Annotated in this window: 13 protein-coding genes; 2 read left to right on the top strand and 11 right to left on the bottom strand. The window is 72.4% G+C overall.

Features of this window, described 5'->3' with window-relative positions; genetic code table 11:
• Positions 1 to 3: 3 nt before the first annotated feature.
• From ACZ51I_RS17425 to ACZ51I_RS17400, 6 genes are all read right to left on the bottom strand, one after another.
• Positions 4 to 1,002, bottom strand: a complete 999-nt coding sequence (locus ACZ51I_RS17425; RefSeq protein ID WP_468876487.1) for a methionine synthase — start codon at positions 1,000 to 1,002, stop codon at positions 4 to 6.
• Positions 1,003 to 1,004: 2 nt separating this feature from the next.
• Positions 1,005 to 1,703, bottom strand: coding sequence for an SDR family oxidoreductase (locus ACZ51I_RS17420; RefSeq protein ID WP_468876485.1), 699 nt, complete (start codon positions 1,701 to 1,703; stop codon positions 1,005 to 1,007).
• A gap of 14 nt (positions 1,704 to 1,717) precedes the next feature.
• Entirely contained in the window at positions 1,718 to 2,293 is a 576-nt protein-coding gene (locus tag ACZ51I_RS17415; protein ID WP_468876483.1) for a hypothetical protein, read from the bottom strand.
• Entirely contained in the window at positions 2,290 to 4,107 is a 1,818-nt protein-coding gene (locus ACZ51I_RS17410) for an alpha/beta hydrolase (RefSeq protein WP_468876481.1), read from the bottom strand. The genes ACZ51I_RS17415 and ACZ51I_RS17410 overlap by 4 nt, the downstream gene beginning before the upstream one ends.
• Positions 4,104 to 4,490: a hypothetical protein gene (locus tag ACZ51I_RS17405; protein ID WP_468876480.1), complete on the bottom strand. Its 387-nt coding sequence runs from the start codon at positions 4,488 to 4,490 to the stop codon at positions 4,104 to 4,106. The genes ACZ51I_RS17410 and ACZ51I_RS17405 overlap by 4 nt, the downstream gene beginning before the upstream one ends.
• 150 nt (positions 4,491 to 4,640) lie before the next feature.
• A complete protein-coding gene (locus ACZ51I_RS17400) occupies positions 4,641 to 5,174 on the bottom strand; it encodes an LOG family protein (RefSeq protein WP_468876478.1) in 534 nt (177 codons plus the stop codon).
• 78 nt (positions 5,175 to 5,252) lie between these two features.
• On the opposite strand from ACZ51I_RS17400, the gene ACZ51I_RS17395 reads away from it, so the two are divergent.
• Positions 5,253 to 5,822, top strand: a complete 570-nt coding sequence (locus ACZ51I_RS17395; RefSeq protein WP_468876855.1) for an alpha/beta fold hydrolase — start codon at positions 5,253 to 5,255, stop codon at positions 5,820 to 5,822.
• On the opposite strand, the gene mnmA is transcribed toward ACZ51I_RS17395, so the two are convergent.
• Positions 5,819 to 6,937, bottom strand: a complete 1,119-nt coding sequence (gene mnmA, locus ACZ51I_RS17390; RefSeq protein ID WP_468876477.1) for a tRNA 2-thiouridine(34) synthase MnmA — start codon at positions 6,935 to 6,937, stop codon at positions 5,819 to 5,821. The genes ACZ51I_RS17395 and mnmA overlap by 4 nt on opposite strands.
• A 61-nt stretch (positions 6,938 to 6,998) precedes the next feature.
• On the opposite strand from mnmA, the gene ACZ51I_RS17385 reads away from it, so the two are divergent.
• Positions 6,999 to 7,673, top strand: a complete 675-nt coding sequence (locus ACZ51I_RS17385; protein ID WP_468876854.1) for an N-acetylmuramoyl-L-alanine amidase — start codon at positions 6,999 to 7,001, stop codon at positions 7,671 to 7,673.
• Here the strand turns inward: ACZ51I_RS17385 and ACZ51I_RS17380 are convergent.
• From ACZ51I_RS17380 to ACZ51I_RS17365, 4 genes are all read right to left on the bottom strand, one after another.
• Entirely contained in the window at positions 7,666 to 8,829 is a 1,164-nt protein-coding gene (locus ACZ51I_RS17380) for a cysteine desulfurase family protein (RefSeq protein ID WP_468876475.1), read from the bottom strand. The two genes, ACZ51I_RS17385 and ACZ51I_RS17380, sit on opposite strands and share 8 nt — an antisense overlap.
• Before the next feature lie 172 nt (positions 8,830 to 9,001).
• A complete protein-coding gene (locus ACZ51I_RS17375; RefSeq protein WP_468876473.1) occupies positions 9,002 to 9,847 on the bottom strand; it encodes a thioesterase family protein in 846 nt (281 codons plus the stop codon).
• Positions 9,848 to 9,870: 23 nt separating this feature from the next.
• Entirely contained in the window at positions 9,871 to 10,551 is a 681-nt protein-coding gene (locus ACZ51I_RS17370) for a trimeric intracellular cation channel family protein (protein ID WP_468876471.1), read from the bottom strand.
• Between the two features lie 115 nt (positions 10,552 to 10,666).
• Positions 10,667 to 11,941, bottom strand: coding sequence for an ABC transporter ATP-binding protein (locus ACZ51I_RS17365; protein ID WP_468876852.1), 1,275 nt, complete (start codon positions 11,939 to 11,941; stop codon positions 10,667 to 10,669).
• Positions 11,942 to 11,945 lie beyond the last annotated feature (4 nt).

The raw sequence follows: 11,945 nt of genomic DNA, 5'->3' as shown, positions 1-11,945 counted from the left end.
CGGTCACTCTGGGTTGTCCGCGAGCGATCTCGCCGCCCGGGCGCAGTGGGCGAGCGCCGCCCGGGCGTACGCCGGCGAAGCACCGGCGAGCCCGCACGTCGGGGTGAGGACCACGGACTCCGCGAGAGTCCCCGGATTCAGCCCCAGCCTGCGCCACAGCGTCCTGACACCCATGACGCTACCGCCCGGGTCCGACAATGCCGTGTCGGTGGACGGCACCACACCGGCGAAGAGCGTCGTCCCGGCCTCCACGGCCTCCCCGATCGTCTCCTCGTCACGTTCCGTGAGGAGTCCGAAGTCGAACGAGACACCGGCGGCTCCGGCCCGCCGCAGCAGCGCGAAGGGGACGTCGGGGGCGCAGGAGTGGACCACCACCGGGCCGTCGTGGACGGCCGCCACGTCCCGCAGGGCGCTCTCCACGACCTGCCGGTCCACGGCCCGGTAGGTGCGGTAGCCGCTGGCGGTACGGACGTGCCCGCGGAGCACGGCCGTGAGCGACGGCTCGTCGAGCTGGAGGACGACCCTGGCCCCCGGGACGCGCTTGCGGACCTCGGCGAGGTGCCCGCGCAGCCCCTCGGCGAGGGACCCGGCCAGGTCGCGGCAGGCGCCCGCGTCCCCGAGGGCGGCCTCGCCGCCGCGCAGCTCAAGGCCCGCGGCGAGCGTCCAGGGGCCCACGGCCTGGACCTTGAGCGGCCCCTCGTATCCCTGGGTGAACTCCTCCAGGGCGTCCAGGTCCTCGCCGAGCCAGGAGCGGGCCCGCTTGGTGTCGCGTCCCGGCCGGTCGCTGATCCGCCAGCCGCTCGGCTCCACGTGCGCGTACAGGTCGACGAGCATCCCGATCGTCCGCCCGATCATGTCGGCGCCGGGACCGCGCGCGGGCAGCTCCGCCAGGAAGGGGAAGTCCTCGAAGGACCCGGTGACGGTCCTGGCGGCCTCGCGGGCGTCGCCGCCGGGCAGGGAGCCGACGCCGGTGGCCGGCCCCCAGAGCTTGTTGTCGTCCATGTCTACCGCCCCGGACGCACGGTGAGATCGTTGATCTCCGCGTCGCGCGGCAGATCGATCGCGGTGAGGATCGCCGTCGCGACGGACTCGGGGTCGATCCACTTCGACGGGTCGTACTCCTTGCCCTCCTGCTGGTGGACCTTCGCCTGCATGGGGCTGGCGGTACGCCCCGGGTAGACCGAGGTCACCCGCACGCCGTGGGCGTGCTCCTCGTGCCGCAGGGAGTCCGCGAGGGCCTTGAGGCCGTGCTTGGAGGCGGCGTACGCGCCCCACTCGGCGTGCGCGTTGAGCCCGGCGCCCGAGTTCACGAAGACGACGTGCCCCTTGGAGAGCCGCAGCTGCGGAAGGAAGTGACGGGTCAGCTCGGCCGGGGCGACCAGGTTGACGTTCAGCTGGTGGTGCCAGGTCTTCGGGGTGAGGTCCCCGATCGGGGCGAGGTCGACGACACCCGCGATGTGCAGCAGGCTGTCCACCCGCTCCGGCAGGCTCTGGTGCGAGAACGCCCACGACAGCCGGTCCGGGTCGGCGAGGTCCCCGACGAGCGTCCGCGCCCCGGGGAACCGCGCGGCGAGCTCCTTGGCCCGCCCCGCGTCCCGCACGTGCAGCACGAGCTCGTCCCCGCGCGCGTGAAGACGACGCGCGACGGCCGCGCCGATGCCGGAACCCGCTCCGGTGATCACATGTGTAGCCATGGGAGCCATGCTCCCACCTGCGGTCAGGCGGAGGGGGTGGGGGCGGGAGTCGTGGCGGACCAGAAGGCGGAGCGGACGTTGGGGGTGGGGATGTGGCCGAGGGGATAGGCGGGGCCGTTGGGCTTGGAGGTGGGCTCGGCGACGTCGGAGTGCTCGACGCAGGGGGTGATGACATCGAAGAACGCCTGGCCCTTGTAGCCGACGCTCAGCGTCAACTGAAAGCCGTCGGGCGACTTGGCGAACAGGGCTGGCATCTCGGGGTCCGGATTCACCGAGGAGATCCTGTAGCCGCTCTTCTTCCAGAACCGCTCGATCACGCCCAGAAAGGCGCCGCGCCTCTGCTCGGAAATGATGGTCGTCACCGCGCGGCGCCGCGTCAGATCACAGCCTCGTGCCGTGTTGGTGTGATGGTCCCACTGAATCTCCGGCGTGACCGCGTTCAGCGTCGCATCCAGCATCGCGTCCGCGCGGTCTGCCGCATCCTGCATGTTCATGTCTGGCGTCGCTCCTCCATCGCCCGATCCTCCGCAACCCGCCAGCACTGCGCCGGCCAGGATGACGGCGGCGGCCATCCGGACCGCCCTTCCCAGTCGCTTCATCGGTACGCCTCCGTGCTGATCTTGTCGGATCTCCCGCCGACGATTCTGCCGATGTTCAGCGCCGACTCCGAGTCCAGGCCGGGCGTGAAGTACTGGGAGTGGGCGTCCATGAACCCCAGGTCACGGACGGGACGGGGCCCATCGTCGACCAGGAAGCGACGACCGCCGAAGGCCTCGCTCGCGGGGTCCTTGCCGAAGCGCAGGTCGTCGTCGCCCCGGTCCGCCACGTCGCCGGCGATGTAAGCGCCAGCGGCCATGCCAGCCGGGCCGAGGGGTGCTCCGACGAGGGCGCCGACAGCCCCGGCCCCGCTCTGCTGGTTCGACGGCATCTTGGTGACCAGGTCGTTGTCGGCGGAACCGACGAAGACGTGGTCGCGGCCCACTCCCAGGTCCTCGGCCTTGTCGACACCGACACCAGGGCTGCCGACCAGAATGATGTCGTCGACCCCGGGAATCCCGCCCGACTGCTTGGCGGCCGTTCCCACGGTGAGCGAACCGTAGGAGTGCCCAATCGCTGTCAGATGGGAGTCCTTGTGCTCGTTGGTCTCCGAGAGCCCCGACATGAACTGGTTGTAGGAGCGACCGCCCCTCTCCGCATCCCCTGTGGTGGCCACATCCGCAAGCTGTGGTGCGTCGTAGCCGAGCCAGATGATGGACGCGCTGGACGGATCGACGCTCCGCGCTGCCAGAGCCGTGTCCTGCGCGCGCTGCATCGTGTCGGTGACGAACTCCTCGTTCAACTTGGTGCGGAAGCCCGGCACGTACGCCGAGACGTTCCTCGACGTGTCCGGGTTGCCGTACGCGACGATCGCGCGCCCGTTGCCCTCGTCGCCGATGCCGAGCAGGAACATCGGCGGATCGCTCGGCTTGTTCAGCTTGTCCTGAATCATGCGGAGGGCGTCCAGTTTGGTCTCGGAGTCACCGTCGCCCTTGCGGGCCAACTCCTCCATGAGGACCGGCAGATAGTTGCGGTTCGCCTCGTCGCGGGCGACCGCCGGGATGCCGTCCAGGCCGCCGATCAGGTCCGGCGCGATCTCCAGGTACTCCCGGCGCTGCTCCTCGGTGAGACCGTCCCACCACTTCTTCCGCTCGGCGGGACTCTTGTCCTCGGGGACGTCCTCGCCGAGGTACATGCCGGTCCGGCTGCGGACGTCGGCGGTGTCCCGGGCGACGTCCGTCAGAGTGGCCTCGGTGACGTCGAGGCCCTTCTCTGCCTTGAGGCCGCTCAGGGTCTTGGCGTACCGGGCGTCGATCTCCCCGGCGGAGCGCACTGCGCGGGCGATGCGGTCGGCCACGTCCTGCGCCTTGGCCGCGTTCGGGTTGAGCGGCTTGAAGTACAGCGGCGACCGCTCGCCGAAGCCGGGCGGCTCCAGGGGGAGGCGGGAACCGCCCCGGACGCTGCTGCCCGGCGCCTCCTTCGTCGCACCGGTCAGATCCTCGACCTCGGCCGCCGGGTAGCTCACGGAACCGTCCTCGTGGACGGTGAAGTTCAGGGCGGCGGCGTCCGCCAGGGCCTGCCTCAACTGGTTCTGCGGTTCGGCGAGATCGGCGGCGAGGCCGTTGAGCGTCGTACGGACGAGGCCGCACTCGCTGTGCAGGTACTGGAAGTTGCGGCTGAGGCGCCGGAGTCGACCGAGAGCCGCCTCCGCCGACTCGCTCTCCTGGGTCTCGCGTAGCTTCGCGGACATCGCGCGGTCGACCCGTACGCGATCGGAGTCCGACCGGTTCGACACCTCGTGCCAGGTGTCTCCCGCCTCCGTCAGCTCGGAGGTCCTGAGGTCGCGCAACAGCTGCCAGGTGAGGGGTGCGGTCACCGCTTCCCGCCGACCCCGAAGGACCGTGCGATGGCGCTCTCCGTCTCCCCCATCTCCTTGGCGACGGTCAGCAAGGTTCCCTTGAGCTGCTCACACTCGTCCCGTAACGCCCGGAGCCGTTCCTCCCATGACGTCCGCACGCTCTTGAGTGCCGCGACCGAGGTGAGGCCCGTGGCTCCGGCGTCGATGCCCTCGTGCCCGGAGCCGAGTGCCGACCGGCTCGTCTCCGTGCTGGTGCGGAGGTCACCCGCGGTGCCGGACGCGCTGGTCCAGGGACCCTGGCTGTGCTTGAGCGTGCCGCTCGTCGTTCCCCGGGCCGACACGACGACGGCCTCGCCGTCGGCCGGGTCGAACAGTTCCTGCCAGCGCTGGGACAACGACACCGCTTTCCCCCGTCTCGTCCACGTTCCACTTCGACTTCGGTGCGTGACGAACCTAGCGCAGACCGTGATCAAGGCTGCCGTCGCAGATGAATTTCGGACACTGAGGAGCGCTGGTACGCACCTCGCACGGGCAGTCGAAGAGTGCGTCGCTCAGCTCAGGCTCGACTCCAGATACGCGAGGGCCGACGGGCCGTCGTCGGCGAAGAAGGCGAGGTCCTTGAGGGGCCTCGGGAGGAAGCCTTCGGCTTCCATGCGGCGGAACTGGGCCTTCAGGCCTTCGTAGAAGCCCGCCGTGTTGAGGAGGACGACCGGCTTGCGGTGCCTGCCGTGCTTCTTCAGTTCCAGGACCTCGGTGGCCTCGTCGAGGGTGCCCGTGCCGCCGACCATGATCACGATCGCGTCGGACTTGGCGAGGAGGAGGGCCTTGCGCTCGGCCAGGTCCTTGGTGATCACCATCTCGTCGGCATTCGGGCGGGCCTTGTGGGCCAGGAAGTCGACGGAGACGCCGACGAGCCGGCCGCCCGCGTCCTGGACTCCGTCCGCGACGACCTTCATGAGGCCGGTGTCGGAGCCGCCCCAGACGAGGGTGTGGCCGGCCTTGCCGAGCAGGGCGGCGAACTCGCGGGCCGGGGCGGTGTACCGCTCGTCGAGGTCGGCGGCGGAGAGGAAGACGCAGATGTTCATGGGTTCCACGGTAGGGGCTCGCGGAAGAAGTCCGGCGGGCGGCGATGAGTTCCGGTGACGGCTCCGGTCTGCCCTGCCATGGACGAGGTGGGCTGCACGCCGAGCAGGGTCCGGGGCCGGGTCGTGTCGCGGGACGGGACGGAGATCGCGTACGAGTGGTACGGGGACGGGCCGCCGCTCGTGCTCGTGGGCGACGGCGGCGGGCGGACGCTCGCGGGGCTGCTCGCCCGGCGCTTCCGCGTGGTGACGTACGAGCGGCGCGGCGCCGGCGCGGTGGAGCGGGAGGTCGAGGACCTGGCGGCCGTCCTGGGGGCGGCGGGGCCGGGAGCGGCCGTGCACGGCACCGGCACGGGCGCCGACCTCGCGCTCGCGGGGGCGGCGGCCGGGCTACCGGTGCGCGCGGTGTCGGTGTACGAGCCGCCGTGCACGGTCGGCGGGGAGGCCCTCGGGCGGGTCGCCCCGCGCGTGCTCGTCGTCGACGGGGGCGCGAGCCCGGCGGCCACCCGGCACGCGGCCCGCGCCCTGACGGCCGCCCTCCCCCGGGCCCGGCACCGCACCCTGACGGGCCAGACGCACGAGGTGGCCCCGCACGTCCTGGCCCCGGTCCTGGCGGAGTTCCTGGAGGAGGCCCTGGTCGAGCCGGTCTAGGCGGTGGCCTGCGCCGGCGTGTGGCGGGTGGTCGCCGCGATCGTCGCCGAGCCGACCACGCGCGTCCCGTCGTACAGGACGATCGCCTGGCCGGGGGCCACGCCGCGGACCGGCTCGTCGAAGGTGACCTTCAGTTCGCCGTCCTCCATCGCCGCGCTCACCGGCGTCTCGCCGCCGTGGGCGCGGAGCTGGGCGGTGTAGCGGCCGGGGCCTTCGGGGGCGGTGCCGCACCAGCGGGGCTTGATCGCGGTGAGGGCGGTGACGTCGAGGGCCTCGGCGGGGCCGACGGTGACGGTGTTGTTCACGGGCGAGATGTCGAGGACGTAGCGGGGCTTGCCGTCCGCGGCCGGGTGGCCGATCCGCAGGCCCTTGCGCTGGCCGATGGTGAAGCCGTACGCGCCCTCGTGGGTGCCGAGCTTCGTCCCGGTCTCGTCGACGATGTCGCCCTCCGCCTTGCCCAGGCGGGCGGCGAGGAAGCCCTGGGTGTCGCCGTCGGCGATGAAGCAGATGTCGTGGCTGTCGGGCTTCTTCGCGACCGCCAGCCCGCGCCGCTCGGCCTCCGCCCGGATCTCGTCCTTGGTGGTGAGGGTGTCGCCGAGCGGGAACATCGCGTGGGCGAGCTGCTTCTCGTCGAGCACGCCGAGGACGTACGACTGGTCCTTGGCCATGTCGGAGGCCCGGTGCAGCTCGCGGGTGCCGTCCTCGTTGAGGACGACGGTGGCGTAGTGGCCGGTGCAGACCGCGTCGAAGCCGAGGGCGAGCGCCTTGTCGAGGAGTGCGGCGAACTTGATCTTCTCGTTGCAGCGCAGGCACGGGTTGGGCGTGCGGCCCGCCTCGTACTCCGCGACGAAGTCGTCGACGACGTCCTCGCGGAACCGCTCGGCCAGGTCCCAGACGTAGAAGGGGATGCCGATGACGTCGGCCGCCCGGCGCGCGTCGCGCGAGTCCTCGATCGTGCAACAGCCCCGCGCCCCCGTACGGAAGGACTGCGGGTTCGCGGAGAGGGCCAGGTGCACGCCGGTGACGTCGTGCCCGGCTTCGGCGGCGCGGGCGGCGGCGACGGCGGAGTCCACTCCGCCCGACATGGCGGCGAGAACGCGGAGAGTCTTAGTCATAGCCCTACCAGGGTACGGGGCGCCGGGAACCGCGATCGCGGTGCCGAGCGTTCTCGGTGGCATGGGGAGCGAGTCGAACGGCGCGGGGGACGGGGCGGGCAGCCGCCGGGTGGGGCGGCGGGCCGTGCTGATCGGCGGCGCCGTCGCCGCGGTGGGCACGGTCGCGCTGGCCGGGGACGAGCTGGGGCGGCTCTGGTGGCGCCTGCCGGGGATGGAGAAGAAGCGGGTCGAGGGGGAGCTGGACCACAAGGGAGCCGAGTGGACGTCGGCGGCGCGGGCGAACTGGCGGCGGGCCGACCGGCCGGACGACTACACGATCGACCGGGTCGTGATCCATGTCGTGCAGGGCAGTTACACGAGCGCCCTGAAGGTCTTCAAGAACCCGGCGCACGGGGCCGCCGCGCACTACGTGGTCCGCAAGGACGGTCATGTGGCGCAGATGATCCGGGAGCTCGACGTGGCCTTCCACGCCGGGAACCGCGACATGAACGAGCGGAGCGTCGGCATCGAGCACGAGGGCTTCGTCGACCGGCCGCAGGACTTCACGGCGGCGATGTACGAGGGTTCGGCGCGGCTCGCGGCCGGGATATGCGCCCGGTACGGGATACCCGTGGACCGGGAGCACATCATCGGACACGTCGAGGTCGAGGGCACCGACCACACCGATCCCGGCCCGCACTGGGACTGGGACCGGTATCTCGCCCTCGTACGGAGGGAGAGCACGAAGCTCAGCTGAGGCCGGCGGTCCTGGCCCGCTCGACGGCCGGGCCGATCGCCTCGGCGACCGCCGTCACGTCCTCCTTGGTGGAGGTGTGGCCGAGCGAGAAGCGCAGGGTGCCCCGGGCCAGGTCGGGGTCGGTGCCGGTGGCGAGCAGGACGTGGCTGGGCTGGGCGATGCCGGCGGTGCAGGCGGAGCCGGTGGAGCAGGCGATGCCGGCGGCGTCGAGGAGGAGAAGCAGGGAGTCGCCCTCGCAGCCGGGGAAGGTGAAGTGGGCGTTGGCGGGGAGCCGCTCGACGGGGTCGCCGCCGAGGATCGCGTCGGGCACGACCGTACGGACGGCGGTGACGAGTTCGTCGCGCAGGGCGCCGATCTCGCGGGCGAACTCCTCGCGCCGCTCGGCGGCGAGCCGGGCGGCGACGGCGAAGGCCGCGACGGCGGGCACGTCGAGGGTGCCGGAGCGGACGTGCCGCTCCTGGCCGCCGCCGTGCAGGACGGGTACGGGGGTGTGCTCGCGGCCCAGGAGCAGGGCGCCGATGCCGTAGGGGCCGCCGATCTTGTGGCCGGAGACGGTCATCGCGGCGAGCCCGGAGGCGGCGAAGTCGACCGGGACCTGGCCCACGGCCTGGACGGCGTCGGCGTGCAGGGGGACGCCGAACTCGGCGGCGGCGTCGGCGAGTTCACGGACCGGCATGATCGTGCCGATCTCGTTGTTCGCCCACATGACGGTGGCGAGCGCGACCGAGTCGGGGTCGCGGGCGATCGCGTCGCGCAGGGCCTCGGGGTGGACGCGGCCGTGGGTGTCGACGGGGAGGTACTCGAGGGTGGCGCCCTCGTGGGTGGCGAGCCAGTCGACGGCGTCCAGGACGGCGTGGTGCTCGACCGGGCTGGCGAGGACGCGGGTGCGGCGGGGGTCGGCGTCGCGCCGGGCCCAGTACAGGCCCTTCACGGCGAGGTTGTCCGCCTCGGTGCCGCCGGAGGTGAAGACGACCTCGCTCGGCCGCGCGCCGAGCGCGGCGGCGAGCGTCTCGCGCCCCTCCTCGACGGTCCGCCGGGCGCGCCGTCCGGCGGCGTGCAGGGAGGAGGCGTTGCCCGTGACGGCGAGGTGGGCGGTCATCGCCTCGATCGCCTCGGGCAGCATGGGCGTGGTCGCGGCGTGGTCGAGGTAAGCCATGGTGGGTCGATTCTACGAGCCCACCCGGCGGCTCCCGGCGCCCGGCCTGTTTCCGCCGGGCGCGGGCGGCGGTTATCGGCCGCCGCGTCGCCCGGCGCGGGGGTTCGGTCGCGCGGGGTCGGGCGCGGCGTCCGTCGCGCGCGACCGGTCGCGCGGGGTCAGCCGCGTCGTGTCAGCCGCGCGGGGCGCGGGCCAGTTGGCGGGACTGGGCGACCAGGCGGTCGGCGCTGTCCCAGACCTCGGCGTCCTCCTCGAGGAAGCCGCCGGCGAGGTTCCGGGTGGTGATCGAGACCCGCAGCGGGCCCGGGGCCGGGCGGCAGCGCACGTGGGTGGTGAGCTCCACGGTCGGCGTCCAGCCCTTGAGGCCCAGCTCGAAGGAGGTCGGCGGCAGGGCGTCGACAGCGAGGAGCAGGGACAGCGCGTCGGGCTCCCGGCCGTCGGCGAGTCCGAACCAGGCGCGCATCTCGCCCTTGCCCGAGGGAGCGCCGACCGCCCAGCCCACGCAGGCCGGGTCGAGGCGGAGGTCGAGACGGTCGGCGATCGCGGACGAACCGGGGATCCTCGGGGCCGGGTTGTCCGCGGCGCTGAAGCAGTTCTCGATCGGGGCCATCTCTGGGGGCGTCGCGGAGGTGCGGACGTCGTCGGGGAGGGCGTCGAGGTCACCGTACGAGGCGAGGACGCGGATGCGCTCGACCTCGGTGCCGTCCTCTGCGTACTGGAAGAGCGAGGCCTGACCGGTGGAGAGGGTCCGGCCGGTGCGGACGGTCTCCGTCCGGATCACCGCGGGGCCCGGCACGGACGGCGTGAGGTAGTGCGCCGAGATCGTGAACGGGTCGGGGTGCGGGAGGTGGTCGCCGAGGGCGCGGCCGAGCAGGGCGAGGAGGTAGCCGCCGTTGACGGCGTGGATGATCGTCCAGCCGGCGGAGAGGTCGGCGTCGTAGACGCCGGGCGCCCGGAGGGTGAGGGCGGTGTCGCGGTCGAACTCGCTCGTGAAGACGGCTTCGGTGCTCGTGCTCATGATTCCGACGGTACCGCAGGTAGCTACTGAGCGGTAGCTTTCCCCGTGTCCTCCTCGCGGGCGGACGAACGGCGGTTCCAGGCGCGGGGCGCCCGCCAGTGGAAGCGCATCGCCAGGAGGCGGAGCACGAAGGCGGTGACCACGGCGGTGCCGCTCGTGAACGCGTTCAGCGTGTCGAAGCGGATGCACAGCACGACCATCGTCGCGCCCACCATCGCCGGGACGGCGTACAGGTCCCGGTCCCAGCGCAGCAGCGACGGCACCTCGTTCGCGAGCACGTCCCGCAGGACACCGCCGCCGACGGCGGTCGCGAGGCCGAGGGCGGCGGAGGCGGTGAGGCCGAGGCCGTAGTCGTACGCCTTGGTGGTGCCGGTGACGCAGAAGAGGCCCAGGCCGGCCGCGTCGAAGACGTTCACGGCGGTCTGGGTGCGCTCGACCTCCGGGTGGAGGAAGAAGACGAAGGCCGTCGCGATCAGCGGCATCAGGAAGTAGCCGAGGTCGGTGAAGGCGGCGGGGGGTACGGCGCCGATGATCAGGTCGCGGAGGAGACCGCCGCCGAGGGCGGTGACCTCGGCGAGGACGGCGATGCCGAAGACGTCGAAGTTCTTGCGGACGGCGAGGAGGGCGCCGGAGATGGCGAAGACGAAGATGCCGACGAGGTCGAGGGCGTGTTGGACGGAGGGGGTGAACAGGTCGTGGAGCACGGGGCCATTGTCCCGGGTGCGCCGTGGGTCCCGAACGCGGCGGCCTGCGGGGCGGCCTGCCGGGGGCGGGCGCGGCAGAGGCCCCTGCGCCTTTCGGCGGCAGGGGCCTCGTGGGTCACGCCTTCGGCGCGTCGGCCTCGGCGGCCGGGTCCGTCGCCTCAGAAGCCTCGGCCTTGGTCGGCTTCGGCGGCTCAGGGGCCTCCGACTCGGTCGGCGTCGTCAGCTCCGGGGCCTCGGCCGGCTTCACGGCCTCCGCCTCGGCGGGCTCCGGCGACCTCGGGGCCTCGGCCTCAGCCGGCTCCGGCTCGGCCGGCTTCACCGGCGCCGGGACCTCCGGGGCCTTCGTCTCGACCGGCGGCTTCGTGATCGTGACGTCCACCGACTGGCGGGCCTCCGGGATCGTCAAGCCCTCCGCGTTCTCCGGGTGGTGGCAGGCCACGCGCTGGCCCGGGCGGAGTTCCAGGAGCGGGGGTTCCTGGGTCCGGCAGACGTCCGTGGCCTTCCAGCAGCGGGTGTGGAAGCGGCAGCCCGGCGGCGGGGCGATCGGGGACGGGACGTCGCCCTTCAGGAGGATCCGGTCGCTCTTGGCGCCCCGGCGGCGCGGGTCCGGGATCGGGACCGCGGACATCAGGGCCCGGGTGTACGGGTGCATCGGGGACTCGTACAACGACTTGCGGTCCGCGAGTTCGACGATCTTGCCCAGGTACATCACCGCGATGCGGTCCGAGACGTGGCGGATCACGGAGAGGTCGTGGGCGATGATCACGTACGTGAGGCCCAGCTCCTCCTGGAGGTCGTCCAGGAGGTTGACCACCTGCGCCTGGATGGAGACGTCCAGGGCCGACACCGGCTCGTCCGCGACGACCAGCTTCGGCTTCAGGGCGAGGGCCCGCGCGATGCCGATGCGCTGGCGCTGGCCGCCGGAGAACTCGTGCGGGTAGCGGTTGTAGTGCTCCGGGTTGAGGCCGACCAGGCCCAGCAGGCGCTGGACCTCCTTCTTCACGCCGCCCTCGGGCTCGACGCCCTGGAGCTTGAAGGGGGCCGAGACGATCGTGCCGACCGTGTGGCGCGGGTTCAGCGAGCCGTACGGGTCCTGGAAGATCATCTGGATGTCCCGGCGGAGCGGACGCATGCCCGAGACGCCGAGGTGCGAGATGTCCGTGCCCTGGAACTCGATGGTGCCGGCGGTCGGTTCGAGGAGCCGGGTGACGAGCCGGCCCATCGTGGACTTGCCGCAGCCGGACTCGCCGACGACGCCGAGGGTCTCACCGGGGTAGACCTCGAAGTCGAGGCCGTCGACCGCCTTGACCGCACCGGTCTGGCGCTGGAGCAGCCCCTTCTTGATGGGGAAGTGCTTCTTCAGGCCGTTGACCTTGAGCAGGGGCTCCATGTTG

It is taken from the genome of Streptomyces sp. NPDC034084, assembly GCF_055575535.1.
The sequence above is the reverse complement of the archived record's forward strand: the minus strand, read 5'-3'. Positions and strand labels throughout refer to the sequence as shown.